Raw genomic sequence first — 18,164 nt, forward strand, 5'->3', positions numbered from 1 at the left:
CAATCAGAATTATATCGATAAAGAGTAAAAAATTAGCTTTTGATTAAATTAAAAAAGCAGAATCATTTTTTACTGATGCCGCTCTGATGATTATAAAATGAATAATTTTGTAATTATATTTTATAATATTTAAAAGGAACAAATAACATACCAAAACATTCACCGTGTTCTTTTCCTAAATGTTTGTGATGTACTTTGTGCGCTTTGCGTAACCCAATTAAGTATTTATTGGTAGTATGTTTAAACCATTTGAAACGCTGGTGAATCAATACATCATGAATCATGAAGTAACAAAAACCATAGAACATGATACCCAGACCTATAAAAAATTTGAAATTTAAACCGCCTTCCACTCCATAATAAAAAAGAGCAATACTAGGAGCTGCAAATATTACAAAAAAGATATCATTACGCTCAAATATATTAGCGTATTTTGGTTGATGATGATCAGCATGGAAATACCACATAGATCCGTGCATCACGTACTTATGCGTTAACCATGTAACACATTCCATAATCAAAAAAGTACTAAGGAAAATTAAAAAAAATATCATTTTATACTAAATTAAAGTAAAACAAATGTTTGAAATATATTAATAATTAAACTAATTTTAATTTATAAGACACGAACGATTTAGCTAACAACCCTGCTTTTGTGTAGTTTGAAACTCTAATTCTAGCACTTCCTATTTCGTGACAAGGGGTATTTTCTAATTTTTTTAATAATTTTTTATAATAGATATAAGCAGTATAAACACCAAACTTAGCTTCGATAGGCAGTTTTACAATACCTTCAAAAGCAATTCTAAAATCTTCTTCTATTTCATTGATAATACTTGTTTTTGCATTTTCATCAAATGAATTTAAATCAACTCCGGGAAAATAATTGCGATTCAACACTAGATTATCATCCTTTAAATCTCGTAGAAAATTTACCTTTTGAAATGCTGAGCCTAATCTCATAGCCTCATCTTTCAATTGTGTGTACCGCTCATCATCACCTTTTACAAAAACTTTCAAACACATTAGACCAACAACATCAGCAGAACCATAGATATAAGCATCATATTCTTCTTTGCTGTAATAATCTGATTTAATCAAATCCAATTTCATACTTCGTAAAAAAGATTGAATTAAATCATCAGTGATATTGTACTCCTTAACTGTTTGCTGGAAAGAATTTAAGATTGGATTTAGACTTATTCCTCTCTCGAAAGCTTTGTAATATTCTTCCTCAAACTCTGTAATAAGGTCTTCTTTAGCGTAACCATGAAAACTATCTACAATCTCATCCGCAAAACGAACGAAACCATAAATGCTATAAATAGCATCTCTTATGCTTGGCGACAACATATAAACGGCCAAGGAGAAAGAAGTGCTGTAGTTCTTGGTAACTAACTTGCTACACTTAAAAGATACATCGTCAAATAATTGCTTCATATTATTGCTCTGAAAATTGCTTATTAATTAATTCCGACACTAATTTTCCAGAAATGAGTGCTGGTGGAACACCGGGTCCAGGAACTGTTAATTGTCCCGTAAAATATAAATTCTTTACTTTTTTACTTTTTAATTTCGGTCTTAAAAATGCAGTCTGTAATAAGGTATTTGCCATACCATAAGCATTTCCTTTGTATGAGTTGTATTCAGAAACAAAGTCATTTTTACAAAACGATTCTTTAAATATAATATTGTTTCGAACACTTTGCTGTGTTAAAGTTTCAAAACGATCAATTATTTTATCAAAATACTCTTCTCTTAACGCCTCATTATCATTGATTCCCGGTGCTAAAGGTACAAGAAAAAAGCCAGATTCCATTCCTTCTGGAGCTGCCGTTTTATCAGTTATAGAGGGAAAATTTGCATAAAATAAAGGCTCCTGAGGCCATTGCGGTTCATCATAAATATCCTTTGCATGTTGATAAAAGTCAACATCAAAAAATAATGCATGATGTGATATGTTATCGATTTTCTTATTAAAACCTACGTAAAATAACAAAGATGAAGGCGCAAAAACGCGACTATCCCAATATTTTTCAGAATAAGCACGATGTTCCTGATCCATCAGTGTTTCTGTATGGTGGTAATCAGCACCACTCAAAATTATATCCGAATAAATAGTTTCTCCATCAATAACGATAGCCTTCGCAATTTTATCCTCTACAATTATCTTTTGGATATTTGCATTTGTTTTAAATTTTACGCCTAATTCTACTGCTAAATTCTCCATAGCACGAACAACATCAAACATTCCTGTTTTTGGGTGCCAAGTTCCTAGACCAAAATCAGCATAGTTCATAAAACTATAAAAAGAAGGCGTATCAGAAGGCTTAGCGCCCAGAAACAAAACTGGAAATTCCAGAATTTGAATTAGCCTTTTGTTTTTGAATTTTTTACGAACATCTCTGCTGATATTACTAAAAAACTGTCCCACTTTCATTGCCGTTTGTGGCGTAATTAACTCAAGAGGTGAAATTCCTGGACGATAAACTAAATCTTTTATAGCAATATCATAGTTGCTTTTGGCCTCAGCCATAAAATTCTTTAATAACGCACCAGAACCTTTTTCAATTTCTTCAAACGACGAAATAATTTCCTCTAAATTATCGGCAATGGTAATAAAATCATCAATTCCATAATACACTCTGTACGCTGGAGATAATTTTATTAATTCATAATAATCAGTTGTTTTCTTTCCAAAATCAGCAAAAAAGCGTTCAAATACATCGGGCATCCAGTACCAACTTGGCCCCATGTCAAATGTGAATCCTTCTTTTTTCATCTGTCTGGCTCTACCGCCAATACTTGAATTTTTTTCGTATACAGTAACTTCGTTTCCACTTTTAGCCAAGTAACAAGAAGCAGCCATAGCAGAAAATCCCGAACCTATAATTGTAATTTTATTTTTCATTTTAGTAGTAAATACACTAATTGATTAAACAGCACACTACACTTGATCTGTTAATTCAGCCATTGAATTAAATATCGAAACGCGCTCTGAGAGTCCTTCTCGGTTGATAAACTCTGTTAATCGTCCAATATACCATAATTCAGTAGTATCATCTAACAATTCTTCGTTCATTTTTTCGATGTAGGCATTGAGTAAATCCCGCTCTGGTTGAACAGTAAGATAAGATACATAAACTATAGATTCAAAATGTTTTTTTAAATCTTTGAGATTGTCAATTGGCATACTCTCGCCCAGAAAAACTGTTTTGTAACCATTTAACAAAATTTCATAATTTAGATACATTAATCCCAACTCGTGGATCTCATTCATAGGAAGCGAAAGAACAAAAACCTTGTCCGTTCTTGTAGGTTGCAATAGCTGAACTTTCTCTGTATTCACAAGCACTTTTTGCTTGATTAGATACGTAATAAAGTGCTCATGAGCAGGCGTTATTGTATCTGATTGCCATAAAAGCCCCAACTCATTCATCAATGGAACAAACACTTGATGAAAAATTTCTTTAAATGATTTTTCTGCTATTAACCAGTCGTACGTCTTAAAAAACAATTGATGATCAAAGTTCATCATCGCCATTTTCAATTCGCTTATCGCGTGACTTTTAGCAGTTTTGTTCGAAATTATTTCACGTACAAGGGATGGTATTTTTTCCTGAGGATATGTTGCAATTTTCGAAATCTTATAACCATAATCGTGCAGTAATGTTATGTTTAACAATTTTTGCAAGCTAGCTAAATCGTATAAACGAATATTAGTGTCGGTACGCATTGGCTGCAAAATATCATATCTTTTCTCCCAAATCCGAATTGTATGCGCTTTAATTCCTGAAAGATTTTCTAGATCCTTGATACTGAACACATTTTTTATATTGTTTATCATTAGCTCAAATTTATTAAACAAAAGTAAAATAAATTTTAGTATAAACCATAATTTATGCTTTAAACTTTTAAAAAGGTTTTGCATTTTTTTAAAAACATTAAACAAAACCCAATTTAAGCTATTTCAGCGGAATAAAAAATATAACTATTTTCATACAAATAATTACTTTCTATATTTTTACTTTATTTGCGCTAAAACAAATAGTTAAATAATCAGCAACAATTACTTTTGAAACATTTTTAACAGTAAGAATAATTTTACTATCCTTTTGCTTTGTTGAATAGAAATATGGCAGTAAAAAAAACTTTTTTTCTTACTTTAGCAGTCTAAAATCGAAAGTGATGAGAAAATTAACTAAGGAAGATATCAGTCAAGAAGTTTTTGATTTGTACGATGACTATGCCCACAACAAAATAGAGAGAAGGCAATTTGTTGAAAAACTATCCTTGTTTGCTGTTGGGACACTTACGCTACCATCATTACTAAGTTTTATGACTCCTAATTATTTAGATTCCATTTTGATAAAATCTGATGATCCTAGAGTGCAATCAGCATTCATTACTTACGATTCGCCAAAAGGCGGTGGAGCTATCAAAGGACTTTTATCGCAACCAGCCAAATCTAAAAAGAAATGGCCCGGCATCATTGTGGTCCATGAAAACCGCGGACTCAATCCATACATTGAAGATGTGGGCAGACGAGCTGCTGTAGAAGGATTTATCACTTTGGCGCCTGACGCCTTGACTCCTTTAGGTGGTTATCCCGGAAATGATGATGACGGCAGAGAATTACAAAAAAAGCGTACACGCGAAGAAATGCTCGAAGATTTTATCGCAGCTTATCACTACTTAAAATCACATAAGGACTGCAATGGGCAAGTTGGTGTTGTTGGATTCTGCTTTGGTGGTTGGATTGCCAATATGATGGCGGTTAAAATTCCAGCACTAAATGCAGCCGTTCCTTATTATGGTGGACAACCCAACGCAGAAGAAGCTGAAAACATCAAAACCCCACTCCTGTTGCATTATGCTGGATTAGATAGTAGAGTAAATGAAGGTTGGCCCGAATTTGAAACTATACTTAAAAAAAATAGAGTGGAGAACACTGCATTTATTTATCCCGCAGTCAATCACGGCTTTCACAACAATACAACGCCGCGATATGACGAAGCAGCTGCTGCGCTATCATGGCAACGAACAATCGATTTTTTCAAAGAAAAACTAAGTAAATAATAGAATATGGCGTCAGGAATTTTTGCATTATTAGATGATATCGCAGCACTCATGGATGATGTGGTATTAATGAGCAAAATCGCTACTAAAAAAACGGCTGGAATACTTGGCGATGATCTAGCGGTTAATGCAGAAAAAGCATCAGGATTTGTTTCCTCTAGAGAAATACCTGTCTTGTGGGCAATTATGAAAGGTTCTTTCCTAAACAAGTTAATCATCCTACCATTTGCCTTCCTCCTAAGTTATTTTATACCGTGGCTTATTACCGTTGTATTGATTTTAGGAGCTGTGTATCTCGCTTACGAGGCAGCCGAAAAAATTTATGAATATTTTGTACCACATGCACACCAAGCCATTGCAAAGGAGGCTGCCTTCCTAACTCCAGAACAAGTTTTATCACGGGAAAAAGAAAAAATTAAAGCAGCGATAGTTACTGATTTTATACTTTCTATCGAAATTGTCATAATTGCCCTTGGAAGTGTAATTGGCAAACCTATTTCGACACAAATCATCGCAGTTTCTTTTGTAGCTGTTGTAGCAACAATTGGAGTTTATGGAATTGTAGCTGCCATTGTTCGTATGGATGATTTTGGAATGCTGCTAGTTAAGAGAAAATCTACTACATCAAAATTTATAGGAAAACAATTGATTCAATTACTCCCTAAAGTCATTAAAACACTAGCATTTGTGGGTACTATTGCTTTAATACTTGTCGCTGGCGGTATTTTTATGCATAACATCAAACCACTGCATCATTTGCTAGAAAGTTTACCATCACTTTTAGGCGAATTCATAGCTGGCATCATTGGCGCGTTACTTTCTTTTATAGTTGTAAAAGGAATCATAATAATTTGGAACAAGATAAAAGGAAAATAATCAACCGTTTGAAAGCTCCTAAACTGTTTTTAAATAGTACGGATTTTCTTTGACATTTTTTCAAGCATAATTAAAACTTCAGCTTTTCCTCATCTCCACTTTTATAATCGATCTTCCATTTAAATGAATTTATCATCTCCTATGAAAAACTGTAATCCATGAGATAATCCCTTCCAAACAATTGCTATAATTGAAAGAATCCTCTTTTTCATGAGCTCCACTAAAAGTATTTGCTTCTGTTTTTCAAAAGATTATTACTTATGTTCACAAGCAAGCGTGCTTGACTATCTAATTGAGTACGGCTTTTAAATTCTAGAAGGAAAAAGATTTAGCTAAAAAATTTCACTGTTTTTGAGCAGATTTATAAATTCTAGGCTAAAAAAACATATCAACACTTAATTCAACTCAAAAACAACTATCTATAGAATGAAAATACACGAATTACAACTAATTATTTGTGCCATAACCTTGCTGTAACTGAAGTAAAATTCACATAATATATCGTAATAAATAATTTGTAAAACACAAGAAAATCTCAGTTTAATCAGAGTAATTATTTTCTATATTTGAAACTGAATTGAAAAATAAAATCTATAATTAAAAATATATGGCATCAGGATTTTTTGCATTGTTGGATGATATCGCGGTACTTATGGATGATGTAGTAGTAATGAGTAAAATTGCTACTAAGAAAACCGCAGGAATATTAGGAGATGACTTGGCTGTGAATGCCGAAAAAGCATCCGGTTTTATTTCCTCACGAGAAATTCCCGTTTTGTGGGCCATTACTAAAGGTTCTTTTTACAACAAGTTAATTATTTTGCCTCTCGCCTTTTTATTAAGTTATTATGTACCATCAGTAGTTACCATAATTTTGGTATTAGGTGCAGTTTATCTCGCTTATGAAGCAGCCGAGAAAATATATGAATACATCGTTCCGCACCAGCATGCTGTTATCTCAACAGACGAAGGTGACTTGACTGCTGAAGAAATTTTATCACTGGAGAAAGCCAAGATTAAATCGGCTATTGTCACTGACTTTATATTATCTGTTGAAATTGTCATCATAGCGCTAGGTAGCGTCATAGGAAAACCCATCACCACACAAATTATCGTTGTGAGCTTTATTGCCTTGCTTGCTACGGTGGGAGTTTACGGCATTGTAGCTGCCATTGTACGCATGGACGACTTAGGAATTGTCCTAACTGCCAAGAAAAGTACTGTATCAAAATTCATTGGTAATTTACTAATACGCGCACTTCCATTGATAATTAAGGGACTTGCCTTTGTAGGAACCGTTGCTCTTGTACTAGTAGCGGGCGGAATATTTGTGCATGAAATAGAACAAATTCATCATTTAGTTGAAGGTTTACCGTCAATAGTAGGCGAATTTCTAGCTGGACTCGTAGGCGGAATTATTGCTTTTTTACTTGTAAAAGGTTCGATGATGATTTGGAGGAAGGTAAAAGGGAAGTAGCTAAAAAATACCAAAGCCCTTTTTCAAATAATAAATTTCTTTTGGGCGTTTCCGCTGTCGCGACCGGGCTTTCCGCTACAATCTTTTGTTTTTTTCAAAAACAAAAGGATTTTCACTGCACTCCCTAACGCAAAATTGTGGTGAAATGAGTATTTAGTTTATTATTGACGATCTGAAAAAAAGTGGTTGAGAAGTTATTTGTGTAAAAGAAATTTCGACTATTTAGGGAATTATTAGCCTACAATCATCTTTTATATTTCTTTTCTGATTTTATTTATTTTTCTTTCAAAAGGATTGAGTAGTATTGTTATTGCAAATACAAAGCAATTCAAATAATTAATGATATTGATTTATCGGATTAAAAAAATAATAAAACATGTTTCAGAAAAAACAAATTGATGTAACCTGTGCAATAGTATATTTTAATAATAAAATTCTAGTTACTCAAAGAAGTGATAAAATGAAATTACCATTGAAATGGGAATTTCCAGGAGGTAAATTAGAGGACGGTGAAACGAAAGAAGATTGTATCAAAAGAGAAATTCTTGAAGAAATCAATATAGAGATTGAAATAGTTGGCACATTAACCAATAGTTTATTTGATTACGGAAGTTTTAAAGTCAATTTAATTCCATTCATTGCAAATTATAAAGATGGTTCAATAAAACTATCGGAGCATAAAGATTTCAAATTAGTGCACAAGGAACAATTGTTAGATCTGGATTGGGCAGAAGCAGATTTGCCAATTGTGCGAGAATTATTAAATTATAATTTATGAATCAAGGAATTTATGAGGAGCTCGTAACGAAATTAATAAGTTTTAAACTTGATGAATTAGACAAAGATGCTTTTCAAGTAAAAACCACGTCTGTCGATAAAACAGAAGCTGCTCAATTTTTGTCTCAGCATATTTCTGGAATTTTAAAGCATGCATTAACTTTAGTAAAAGGAGAAAATCTTTTAGAAAATCAAATTGCAATTGCCAACAAAATTATCTTATTTTTAAAAGATGAATTAAAGAAGGAAGAGTTTGCAGATGATCTAATTGAAACAGAGGGAAAAATACTAAAAGCCGTTTTTACTAAGGTTGATGCTCATTTTTCTAATTTAGATTTACATCTAAAAGAAATAACCCCTTATACTAGATTAATTCATAGTGAACTTTTTACTGGTGGAAATTCTGGAACAACCCTTGAAAGTGAATTAAGAAAAGAAATTCTCTCTTCAGATAGAGTAGATTTATTAGTTTCCTTTATCAAGTGGCAAGGAATCCGAATTTTAGAAAAAGAATTAAGAGAATTTACAAATCGAGGTGGAAAATTAAGAGTAATAACGACAACTTATGTTGGAGCAACAGATTCAAAAGCAGTAGAGTTTCTCGCATCTTTAAAAAATACGGAAGTAAAAGTTTCTTACAATACAAGAAATGAAAGACTGCATGCCAAAGCGTATTTATTTGAGAGAAATACCGGATTTCATACAGGTTACATTGGTTCTTCTAATTTCTCACGTTCTGCTTTAACAGATGGTTTGGAGTGGAATCTAAAAATCACAACCAAGGAAGTCGGACATATAATTGATAAGTTCAGAAAAACATTCGAAGCCTATTGGCAAGATTCAGATTTTGAATTATTTAATACTGAGAATCATTCTCAAAAATTAGTTACTGCTCTCAAAGAAGGTAAATTTTCTAAAGAATACTCTGCACCAATAACTTTTTTTGATATAAAACCATATCCTTATCAAAAGGAGATTTTAGAAAAGCTCGAGGTTGAAAGAACAATTCACAACAGATACAGAAATTTATTAGTTGCGGCAACAGGAACTGGTAAAACCGTTATTTCAGCATTTGACTATAAGAGTTTTAAAGATAATAACAAATCCTCTAGAATTCTTTTTGTAGCGCATCGAAAAGAAATCTTGCAACAAGCAAAAGCTACTTTTCAAGGTGTTTTAAAAGATAACAATTTTGGAGAATTGATGGTTGACGGATTGACACCCACAAACAATGAATATGTTTTTGCTTCGGTTCTAAGTTTAAATAATCGATTAAAGGAATTAAGTCTAACTCCCGAATATTATGATTTTATAATCATTGACGAAGTTCACCATATATCTGCTTCATCATATAGGCCAATTCTAAACTATTTCAAACCAAAGGTTCTATTAGGTTTAACAGCAACACCGGAAAGAATGGACGGAGAAAACATTCTTGAAGATTTTTGCAATCGAATTGCTGCAGAAATAAGACTTCCGGAAGCCTTAAATAAAAAGCTACTTTCTCCTTTTCAATATTTTGGTATAACCGATAGTATCGATCTAAGCAATGTAAAATGGGAAAAAGGAAGATATGTTGCGAGTGAGTTGACAAATATTTATACCAAGAACGATGTTCGTGTAGGCGAAATAATTAATCAACTTCAAAAACACACGAATGATATCCACGATGTTAGAGCGATCGGTTTTTGCGTAACTATTGAGCATGCTACTTTCATGGCAGAAAAATTCAATCTTGCTGGAATTAAAGCTGCTTTTCTAACAAGTAAAAACTCGAGTGAACGAGAGTTGATTCGTAACCAATTTAGGAAAAAGGAGTTTAATTATTTATTCGTTGTTGATATTTTTAATGAAGGAGTTGATATTCCAGAAATTGATACCGTTTTATTTCTTCGTCCTACAGAAAGTTTAACGGTTTTCCTTCAGCAATTAGGACGCGGTTTACGTTTGTCTGAGGGGAAAGATTGTCTAACTGTTCTAGATTTTGTTGGAAACTCAAGACCTGAATATGATTTTGAAAGTAAGTTCAGAGCTTTAATTGGAAAAACAACCACTTCAGTTCAAAAAGAGATTGAAGCTGACTTTCCTCATTTACCTTTAGGATGTTCTATTGTTTTGGAGAAAAGAACAAAAGAGACAATTTTAGAGAATATCAGAAAAGCTACTTCCTTCAATGTAAATCAGCTGATTACAAAAATTAGAAATTTTCAGTTTCAAACAACGTTACCATTAACGCTTCAAAACTTCATAGATTTAAACCATATTCCATTAGAAGCAATTTATAAAAAAGATAATTGGTCAAGACTTTGCCAAAAAGCGGGAATTATTGAAGATTTTGGTAAGCTCAATGAAAAACAAATTTATTCTGCTATCAATAAAAAATGGCTTTCAACAAACTCAACGAGTTACTTCAATTTCATCTTAAAGATAGCAAAGAAAGATTTTAAAGTAAATCTGGAGAATTATTCAGAAAATGAATTAAAAATGTTGCTTATGCTTCACTATGACGTTTGGCAAAGTGCTGCTGGCTTTAACTCTTTGGAAGAAAGTATCAATCAAATAGGTGAAAATAAAGTTTTAGTTAACGAAATAATTGAAGTTTTAGAAATACTATCTGACAGAGTTGATTTTAAGGAAATTGACATCAAGCTTCCTTATGATCAGCCATTAAAAGTACATGCCCGATATACCAGAGATCAAATTTTAGCCGCATTTGGAGATAGTAGTTTCGATAAAAAATCATCTAACAGAGAAGGGGTTGCTTTCATTGAAAACATTAATTCAGAATTACTTTTCGTTGATTTATTAAAATCCGAAGAAGATTACTCTCCAACAACTATGTATGATGACTATGCAATCAGTGAAATTTTATTTCATTGGCAATCACAAAATCAAACTAGGGATGATCTAGGTAAAGGATTAACATATATCAATCATCAAAAACTTGGAAAAAAAATTTTATTATTCATTAGGGAACAGTCGAAAAATCAATTTAACAATACAATGGGATACGTTTTTATCGGCGAAGCAAAGTTTATAGAATCTGAAGGTTCAAAACCAATGAGCATAAAATGGGAATTAAATGAACCCATTCCAAATTATCTATGGAAAGAATCTGCCAAAATGTCTGTAGGATAATTTTAAACTCAACCTCATCCCACAAAAAATAAATTTATCACAAAAAACCTCATTTTCTCTGTACGGGATTAGAATAAACTACCTCATAAAGAAAATAATGGCTATAGAGCACAAGGTTAGATTGGTTGAAGTGTTATTCGACCGTCTTGAAATAGAAATTGCAGTATTCCAGACAGAAACACATTTACATTGTATTGCTGGTTGCGGCAAGTGTCGCTCTACTCCAGAAATCGATGCATCGCCATTAGAGTTTTTGCCATGGGCATTTTACTTATTTTTAAATGGAGAAACTGAAGATATGTTGCTCCAACTCTAGAAAAAATCAGACTCCAACTGTCATTTATATCGTCCGCATTCTTTCATTGATAGAAGTATGGGAAGTTGTAGTGACTATCGATATCGGGGATTAATTTGTAGGCTTTTTGGATATGCAGCGAGTAAAGATAAATATGGCCAACTCCATTTAGCCACTTGCAAAATAATAAAAGAAGGACAACAAGAAAACTACAACACCGCTGAGGAAGCGATTAGTAAAGGACTTTATGTTCCTGTATTTACAGATTACTACATGCAATTGTCACAAATAGACAATAGACTCGCTACTACTCTACTTCCCATAAATCAAGCTTTGGCACCAGCCATTGAAGAAGTATTGCATTATTATGCCTATAGACCTTTACCAAATGGTTTAGGAAAGAGTGCTTAAAGTTTATGATAAAAAAAATATTATAAAATCAAATTGCACAAACTCGCACTCTTAAATTAGTGGAAATTTGTGCAATTTGTGGTAAAAAATATTTTTTAAAACCAATAAGTAGAAGGCTACTTAAATGATTTTACTTACTCAAATACATTTTTCGTCGAGAGTATAACTCATAAAATTGATCGTCTTTTAGGTCATCAATAAACAAGATGCTTTCTCCTGTTGATTTCATTTCAGGTCCTAATGCTTTGTTGACATTGTGGAACTTGCTGAAAGAGAAAACCGGTTGCTTGATGGCATATCCTTTTAATTGAGGGTTAAATTTAAAGTCGGTTACTTTGTTATGGCCCAACATTACTTTGGTGGCGTAATTCACATAAGGTTCGCCATAAGCTTTTGCAATAAATGGTACCGTACGAGACGCTCTAGGATTGGCTTCAATGATGTACACAATATCGTCCTTGATAGCAAATTGTATGTTTATTAAACCTACAGTTCGCAACGCAAGTGCTATTTTCTTGGTATGATCTTTTATTTGCTGCATGACAAACTCGCCTAAGTTAAACGGTGGCAAAGTTGCGTTACTATCACCTGAGTGCACACCACAAGGCTCGATATGCTCCATAATTCCTATGATGTACACATTTTCTCCATCGCAAATCGCATCGGCTTCCGCTTCAATAGCACCATCGAGGTAATGATCTAATAGCAATTTGTTTCCTGGAATGGTTTTCAATAAATTGATCACGTGCTCCTCTAGTTCTTGCTTATTGATTACAATTTTCATTCCCTGACCTCCTAATACATATGAAGGACGAATCAATAAAGGAAAGTCTAAAGTATCCGCTAGCGCTGAAGCTTCATCAGCCGTTTCCGCAATTCCAAACTGTGGAAACGGAATATTCAACTCGGTTAACAACTCAGAGAAACGTCCTCTATCTTCAGCTAAATCCAAAGCATCAAAGCTAGTTCCTATGATTTTAATTCCATACTTAGACAATTTTTCTGCTAATTTCAAAGCGGTTTGTCCTCCTAGTTGTACGATAACACCTTCTGGTTTTTCATGTTGGATAATATCGTAAATATGCTCCCAAAAAACAGGCTCGAAATATAATTTATCTGCTGTATCAAAATCAGTCGATACGGTCTCTGGATTACAATTAATCATGATTGTTTCATAGCCACACTCTTTGGCGGCAAGCACACCATGCACACAAGAATAATCAAACTCGATTCCTTGTCCAATTCTATTTGGCCCTGAGCCCAGAACAATGATTTTCTTTTTATCTGAAACCACACTTTCGTTATCTACGTAACGCGTTCCGTCTGCTTTTTCAATTTCAGCTTCAAAAGTTGAATAATAATACGGTGTTTTTGCTTTGAATTCAGCCGCACAAGTATCCACTAATTTAAAGACACGATTCACATTCATTGCATCACGCAAACTGTGCACTTGACTTTCTAAACATCCCATCATGTGCGCTATTTGTCTATCAGCAAATCCTTTTTGTTTCGCTTCTAGCAACAACTCTTTTGGCAGTGTATCTACTTTATAATTTGAAAGTTCTTTTTCTAACGTATAAAGCTCTTCATATTGTTTCAAAAACCACATATCAATTTTAGTGATTTCATGAATGCGACTCAACGGAATTCCAAGCGCAATAGCATCATAAATCACAAAAACGCGATCCCAACTCGCATAAGTCAGTTTCTCAATAATTTGTTCGTAGTTTGTATACCCTTTTCCGTCAGCTCCCAAACCATTTCTTTTAATTTCTAATGACTGAGTGGCTTTGTGCAAGGCTTCTTGAAACGAACGTCCAATTCCCATTACTTCACCTACGGATTTCATTTGAAGTCCTAAAGTCCTGTCAGCACCTTCAAATTTATCAAAGTTCCAACGCGGTATTTTTACAATCACATAATCCAAAGTGGGTTCAAATAACGCCGAAGTTGATTTGGTAATTTGGTTTTGCAATTCATCTAGATTGTATCCAAGCGCTAGTTTTGAGGCGATTTTTGCAATAGGGTAACCCGTCGCTTTTGATGCTAATGCCGAAGAACGCGACACACGAGGGTTGATTTCAATGGCTACAATATCTTCTTTTTCGTCAGGCGAAACGGCAAATTGCACATTACAACCTCCTGCAAAATTCCCAATACTACGCATCATTAAAATGGCATAATCGCGCATTCTTTGAAAAGTACGATCTGATAATGTCATTGCTGGAGCCACTGTAATGGAATCTCCAGTGTGAATTCCCATAGGATCCATGTTTTCGATGGAACAGATAATTACCACGTTGTCATTTTTGTCTCGCAACAATTCCAACTCATATTCTTTCCAACCCATCAATGCTTTGTCAATCAACACCTCATGTATAGGTGACGCTTCAAGACCACGAGTTAAAAGTTCGTCAAAATCTTCTTTTTTATAGACAATCGCAGCGCCAGTTCCACCAAGTGTAAAAGAAGGACGAATTACTAATGGGAAACCAAATTCCTGTGCAATTTCCTTTCCACGTAAATATGAGGTACAAATTTCGGCCGGTGCAGAAGGAACATTTATTTTTTTAAGCAATTGCTTAAACTGCTCTCTGTCCTCGGTAATATTAATGGCATTGACATCAACACCTATCATTTTTACACCAAAATCTTTCCAAATCCCTTTCTCATCCGCTTCCAGACACAAGTTCAAAGCAGTTTGTCCGCCCATTGTAGGCAAAACAGAATCGATTTGAGGATGCGCTTTTAGGATTTCAATAATAGATTTTGTTGTAAGAGGTTTCAAATAAATATGATCGGCCATTGATGGATCGGTCATAATTGTCGCTGGATTAGAATTGATTAAGATTACTTCAATTCCTTCCTCACGAATAGAACGTGCAGATTGTGATCCTGCATAATCAAATTCACAGGCTTGACCTATAACAATAGGTCCTGAACCTATAATCAAAACGGATTTAATGGATGTGTCTTTTGGCATTTTGTATTGTGTTGTGTTGTTGTAGTGTTTTATTGTAGCTATGGTCCTGTATTTTACGCGCTTAAAAGGCTGATATTAAAGCATTACGAGCCAACAAGGTATAAAAAAAGGCGATACTAAAAAAAGTAACGCCTTATTTATGTTTAAAAAAACATTATTTTTTGTGTCTTGGTTCACAAGAAACAGTCAATTTATGTCTTCCTTTAGCTCTTCTTCTAGCAAGAACTTTTCTTCCATTTGCAGACTCCATTCTGTCCATGAATCCGTGCTTATTTCTTCTTTTTCTTTTCGATGGTTGAAACGTTCTTTTGCTCATTGCTTTGTATATTTAAAATCTTATTTATAGCTTATCTTTATTTGGATCCGCATTACCTGAAATCCGAGTGCAAATATACAAAGACTTTTTTTCCTCACAAGTAGTTTTGTAAAAATATTTTCAATTCCTTTTACTATATTTGTGATCTTAAAATAATCACAACATGTTTCACAGAAATATCAAACTTATTCTCGCCGGACTTATCATTATTACTGGCGTTTGGCAATTTACAGAGAGCAATATTGGTAATGGAATTTTCCTTTTACTTATAAGTGCATTTCCTATTTTCCTCTACTTCAAAAATGAATTTATCTTGTTAGCTTTTTTAAAATTAAGAAAACAAGATTTTGAAGGGGCTAAAAAATGGTTAGCGTACATAAAAAAACCAGAAACTGCATTGGTACAAAAACAACAAGGCTATTTCAATTATCTACACGGAATCATGCTTTCACAAACTAATATCAATCAAGCAGAAAAATACTTCAAAAAAGCAATTGCTTTAGGGTTGTCTATGGATATGGATTTAGCTGTAGCCAAATTGAATCTTGCTGGCGTTGCCATGTCAAGGAGACGAAAACTAGAAGCAACAACTTTATTGAATGAAGCACGAAAGCTCGATAAACAGAACATGTTAAAAGAGCAAATCACGATGATGAAAGATCAAATGAAAAAATTATAATTTATCAAGGAGCTAAATGTCAATCATTTAGCTCCTTTTTTTTATTGGATCGCAGTCGGAAAAAATATTATTTATCTTCAAATTTATTATCATATTTCACATCAATAAGCAGCTAAGAATTATTTGAGTAGCAGCCGAAAGATGAATTTTCTATTCTTGAAATAGTCAAGCCACTACTAATTTTTTATTTAGAAATGAAATAAATTTTATATTATGTTTTCTCAAATAGTAGAAACCCACCAATGAGTAACAAAGTAACAGCAAATACCTTTTTGAGAATTTTTTGATCAATATTAATTGCCATTTTACTACCAAAATAACCGCCAACCACAAAAACTATTGAAATTATAATGGCAAATCGCCAATCTACAAAACCTGCTTTGTGATAATTCAGTACAGCAAGTAAAGTTACCGGTGGCAACAATGCTGCCAGACTAGTTCCTTGAGCCTGCTGCTGCGTGAAACCCATTAAGAGCAAAAGTGGAACCATTATTATTCCTCCTCCAATACCTATTAAACCGCTCAAAACTCCAGCAGTTAAACCAATACACATTAATAAAATTATAGTTTGGATTGTCATTTTCATATTATTTTAAATTAGTATTGTCCAATTAAAATCTCCTATTTTTTATTTCACCCTTTTATTAGAGCCGGTAAATGCTCATTTAACCACTTGTATTTGTTCAAGATCATAATGTGCGCTCCACCTTTAACAACAATACAATCCTTAATATATTTGATAGGAAAAACATCATCAGCATCTCCATGAATGTGAATTACGCTTTCATCAACAACAGTTCTATCCCACAAAATCACTTGCTCTACTGCCCAATTTAAATAGCGTATATCACGAACCGATAGGAATTTTTCATATAATTTTAATCGTTTGTTGATGGTTTCCCCGAAAGAGAATTTAGCTAAATTTTCGATATTTAAAATCAAACTCATTGGGATCAGCTTGTAAGCTTTAGTAGTTTTAGCTAATTTAAATCGTCTAGGGAATTCCAAATTACTTTTTACACTTGATATAATAATTACCTTTCTTACCTTGATAAATTGTGCCATTTCTTGAATTAAAATACCACCGAATGATACTCCTATTAAAACTGGATTTGAGTGTGTGATTTTCTTGGTAATTCTGCGAGCGTATTCCTTTAAAGATTCGTTGTCTAATGGGATTTCCCATTCTAAAAGATGAATTTCAAATTCATCTTCAGGCAACTGGATTCGCTCAAAAATAGCGGTGCTTGCTGCTAAACCGGGCATCATGTAAACTGGTATTTTACTCATAATTGTTTTAACGATTTAATAACACTTTTGTGATTTAGAATCTCGAATTTTGTATAAAATTAATTTTTTTTATTCAAACTCATTCTACAATCATCTTTATATTATCAATATCTTATGATGACACAATTTTTTGAATCAAACACGAGAGGTACTGCTGATTATGGCTGGCTAAAAGCAAATTATTCCTTTTCATTCGGAAATTATTACAATCCGGAGCGAATGCAATTTGGAATGCTACGCGTTTTAAATGACGATATGATTGATGGCGGAACCGGTTTTGGAACACACGGTCACGCTAATATGGAAATAATTACAATTCCCCTTATAGGCGCTTTAAAACATCGCGATAGTATGGGAAATGACGGTACCATCCGCTTTGGTGAAGTGCAAGTAATGAGTGCTGGAAGTGGAGTTGAACATTCTGAAATGAATGCAAGTCAAGACCAGAAGACAAAAACGCTACAATTATGGGTGTTTCCTGATAGAGAAAATGTAACTCCTAGATATGATCAAAAATCATTTGATATTGACAATCAAATCAATACCTTTGTGAACATTGTTTCGCCAAATGAAATGAACGATGGAAATGCACTTTGGGTTTACCAAAAAACCTTTTTTTACTTAGGAATTTTCGATAGCAACACTCAATCGAACTATAATATTAAAATTCCTAAAAATGGTGTTTACTTATTTTTGATCGAAGGCGAAATAGAAATAAATAATCAAGTTTTGAAGGCAAGAGATGCCATGGGAATCACTGATTTTGAGAGTTTCGAAATCAATATTGTTTCCAAATCAAAAATACTTTTGGTAGAAGTACCAATGAATTAGACTTAACTATTA

General features: G+C 33.4%; 17 protein-coding genes. 9 read left to right on the forward strand and 8 right to left on the reverse strand.

The features are described 5' to 3' along the window. Positions 1-113: 113 nt before the first annotated feature. The 4 genes from BUA99_RS01720 to BUA99_RS01735 are packed head-to-tail and all read right to left on the reverse strand — an operon-like array spanning position 114 to position 3,847. Positions 114-554, reverse strand: a complete 441-nt coding sequence (locus BUA99_RS01720) for a sterol desaturase family protein (protein ID WP_072987397.1) — start codon at positions 552-554, stop codon at positions 114-116. Positions 555-600: 46 nt separating this feature from the next. Then, positions 601-1,440: a phytoene/squalene synthase family protein gene (locus tag BUA99_RS01725; RefSeq protein ID WP_072987400.1), complete on the reverse strand. Its 840-nt coding sequence runs from the start codon at positions 1,438-1,440 to the stop codon at positions 601-603. Between the two features lies 1 nt (position 1,441). Then, positions 1,442-2,911 carry a phytoene desaturase family protein gene (locus tag BUA99_RS01730; protein ID WP_072987403.1) on the reverse strand — a complete coding sequence of 490 codons (1,470 nt, stop codon included), beginning with the start codon at positions 2,909-2,911 and terminating at the stop codon, positions 1,442-1,444. 36 nt (positions 2,912-2,947) lie between these two features. Beyond that, entirely contained in the window at positions 2,948-3,847 is a 900-nt protein-coding gene (locus BUA99_RS01735) for a MerR family transcriptional regulator (RefSeq protein ID WP_072987740.1), read from the reverse strand. Between the two features lie 341 nt (positions 3,848-4,188). On the opposite strand from BUA99_RS01735, the gene BUA99_RS01740 reads away from it, so the two are divergent. The 7 genes from BUA99_RS01740 (at position 4,189) to BUA99_RS15520 (ending at position 12,053) form a co-directional block, all read left to right on the forward strand. After that, positions 4,189-5,079: a dienelactone hydrolase family protein gene (locus BUA99_RS01740; protein ID WP_072987406.1), complete on the forward strand. Its 891-nt coding sequence runs from the start codon at positions 4,189-4,191 to the stop codon at positions 5,077-5,079. A 6-nt stretch (positions 5,080-5,085) separates the two neighbouring features. Continuing rightward, a complete protein-coding gene (locus BUA99_RS01745; RefSeq protein WP_072987409.1) occupies positions 5,086-5,955 on the forward strand; it encodes a DUF808 domain-containing protein in 870 nt (289 codons plus the stop codon). A gap of 607 nt (positions 5,956-6,562) precedes the next feature. Further along, positions 6,563-7,432, forward strand: a complete 870-nt coding sequence (locus tag BUA99_RS01750) for a DUF808 domain-containing protein (RefSeq protein WP_072987411.1) — start codon at positions 6,563-6,565, stop codon at positions 7,430-7,432. Between the two features lie 376 nt (positions 7,433-7,808). Continuing rightward, positions 7,809-8,210 (forward strand): (deoxy)nucleoside triphosphate pyrophosphohydrolase, encoded by a 402-nt coding sequence (locus BUA99_RS01755; RefSeq protein WP_072987413.1) that lies wholly within the window; start codon positions 7,809-7,811, stop codon positions 8,208-8,210. Next, positions 8,207-11,347 (forward strand): DUF3427 domain-containing protein, encoded by a 3,141-nt coding sequence (locus BUA99_RS01760; RefSeq protein WP_072987415.1) that lies wholly within the window; start codon positions 8,207-8,209, stop codon positions 11,345-11,347. The genes BUA99_RS01755 and BUA99_RS01760 overlap by 4 nt, the downstream gene beginning before the upstream one ends. Before the next feature lie 97 nt (positions 11,348-11,444). Further along, positions 11,445-11,663, forward strand: a complete 219-nt coding sequence (locus tag BUA99_RS15515) for a hypothetical protein (RefSeq protein ID WP_317045025.1) — start codon at positions 11,445-11,447, stop codon at positions 11,661-11,663. A 57-nt stretch (positions 11,664-11,720) separates the two neighbouring features. After that, a complete protein-coding gene (locus tag BUA99_RS15520) occupies positions 11,721-12,053 on the forward strand; it encodes a hypothetical protein (protein WP_317045026.1) in 333 nt (110 codons plus the stop codon). Between the two features lie 130 nt (positions 12,054-12,183). Here BUA99_RS15520 and carB read toward each other — a convergent pair whose 3' ends face one another. Continuing rightward, a complete protein-coding gene (carB, locus tag BUA99_RS01770; protein ID WP_072987416.1) occupies positions 12,184-15,036 on the reverse strand; it encodes a carbamoyl-phosphate synthase large subunit in 2,853 nt (950 codons plus the stop codon). A 154-nt stretch (positions 15,037-15,190) separates the two neighbouring features. Next, complete coding sequence (rpmH, locus tag BUA99_RS01775; RefSeq protein WP_022828464.1) at positions 15,191-15,352, reverse strand: 50S ribosomal protein L34; 162 nt, start codon at positions 15,350-15,352, stop codon at positions 15,191-15,193. Positions 15,353-15,515: 163 nt separating this feature from the next. Here rpmH and BUA99_RS01780 point away from each other — a divergent pair, with 163 nt between their 5' ends. After that, entirely contained in the window at positions 15,516-16,031 is a 516-nt protein-coding gene (locus tag BUA99_RS01780; RefSeq protein WP_072987418.1) for a hypothetical protein, read from the forward strand. A 211-nt stretch (positions 16,032-16,242) separates the two neighbouring features. Here the strand turns inward: BUA99_RS01780 and BUA99_RS01785 are convergent, their stop codons facing one another. Both BUA99_RS01785 and BUA99_RS01790 read right to left on the reverse strand, forming a co-directional pair. Continuing rightward, complete coding sequence (locus tag BUA99_RS01785) at positions 16,243-16,611, reverse strand: sulfite exporter TauE/SafE family protein (protein ID WP_072987743.1); 369 nt, start codon at positions 16,609-16,611, stop codon at positions 16,243-16,245. Positions 16,612-16,664: 53 nt separating this feature from the next. Continuing rightward, positions 16,665-17,321 (reverse strand): alpha/beta hydrolase family protein, encoded by a 657-nt coding sequence (locus tag BUA99_RS01790; protein ID WP_072987420.1) that lies wholly within the window; start codon positions 17,319-17,321, stop codon positions 16,665-16,667. Between the two features lie 114 nt (positions 17,322-17,435). Between BUA99_RS01790 and BUA99_RS01795 the strand changes: the two genes are divergently transcribed. Further along, positions 17,436-18,152: a pirin family protein gene (locus tag BUA99_RS01795; RefSeq protein WP_072987422.1), complete on the forward strand. Its 717-nt coding sequence runs from the start codon at positions 17,436-17,438 to the stop codon at positions 18,150-18,152. Positions 18,153-18,164: the final 12 nt, after the last annotated feature.

It is taken from the genome of Flavobacterium segetis (assembly GCF_900129575.1).
GTDB classification, from domain to species: domain Bacteria; phylum Bacteroidota; class Bacteroidia; order Flavobacteriales; family Flavobacteriaceae; genus Flavobacterium; species Flavobacterium segetis.

Excerpts from the sequence above, each read along its gene's own strand:
- BUA99_RS01740 (WP_072987406.1), top strand. The coding sequence starts at position 4,189 with ATGAGAAAATTAACTAAGGAAGATATCAGTCAAGAAGTTTTTGATTTG.
- BUA99_RS15520 (WP_317045026.1), top strand. The coding sequence starts at position 11,721 with ATGGGAAGTTGTAGTGACTATCGATATCGGGGATTAATTTGTAGGCTT.
- BUA99_RS01785 (WP_072987743.1), bottom strand. The coding sequence starts at position 16,611 with ATGACAATCCAAACTATAATTTTATTAATGTGTATTGGTTTAACTGCT.
- BUA99_RS01735 (WP_072987740.1), bottom strand. The coding sequence starts at position 3,847 with ATGATAAACAATATAAAAAATGTGTTCAGTATCAAGGATCTAGAAAAT.
- BUA99_RS01750 (WP_072987411.1), top strand. The coding sequence starts at position 6,563 with ATGGCATCAGGATTTTTTGCATTGTTGGATGATATCGCGGTACTTATG.
- BUA99_RS01730 (WP_072987403.1), bottom strand. The coding sequence starts at position 2,911 with ATGAAAAATAAAATTACAATTATAGGTTCGGGATTTTCTGCTATGGCT.
- BUA99_RS01780 (WP_072987418.1), top strand. The coding sequence starts at position 15,516 with ATGTTTCACAGAAATATCAAACTTATTCTCGCCGGACTTATCATTATT.
- BUA99_RS01745 (WP_072987409.1), top strand. The coding sequence starts at position 5,086 with ATGGCGTCAGGAATTTTTGCATTATTAGATGATATCGCAGCACTCATG.
- BUA99_RS01725 (WP_072987400.1), bottom strand. The coding sequence starts at position 1,440 with ATGAAGCAATTATTTGACGATGTATCTTTTAAGTGTAGCAAGTTAGTT.
- BUA99_RS01760 (WP_072987415.1), top strand. The coding sequence starts at position 8,207 with ATGAATCAAGGAATTTATGAGGAGCTCGTAACGAAATTAATAAGTTTT.
- BUA99_RS01790 (WP_072987420.1), bottom strand. The coding sequence starts at position 17,321 with ATGAGTAAAATACCAGTTTACATGATGCCCGGTTTAGCAGCAAGCACC.
- BUA99_RS01720 (WP_072987397.1), bottom strand. The coding sequence starts at position 554 with ATGATATTTTTTTTAATTTTCCTTAGTACTTTTTTGATTATGGAATGT.
- carB (WP_072987416.1), bottom strand. The coding sequence starts at position 15,036 with ATGCCAAAAGACACATCCATTAAATCCGTTTTGATTATAGGTTCAGGA.
- BUA99_RS01795 (WP_072987422.1), top strand. The coding sequence starts at position 17,436 with ATGATGACACAATTTTTTGAATCAAACACGAGAGGTACTGCTGATTAT.
- BUA99_RS15515 (WP_317045025.1), top strand. The coding sequence starts at position 11,445 with ATGGCTATAGAGCACAAGGTTAGATTGGTTGAAGTGTTATTCGACCGT.
- BUA99_RS01755 (WP_072987413.1), top strand. The coding sequence starts at position 7,809 with ATGTTTCAGAAAAAACAAATTGATGTAACCTGTGCAATAGTATATTTT.
- rpmH (WP_022828464.1), bottom strand. The coding sequence starts at position 15,352 with ATGAGCAAAAGAACGTTTCAACCATCGAAAAGAAAAAGAAGAAATAAG.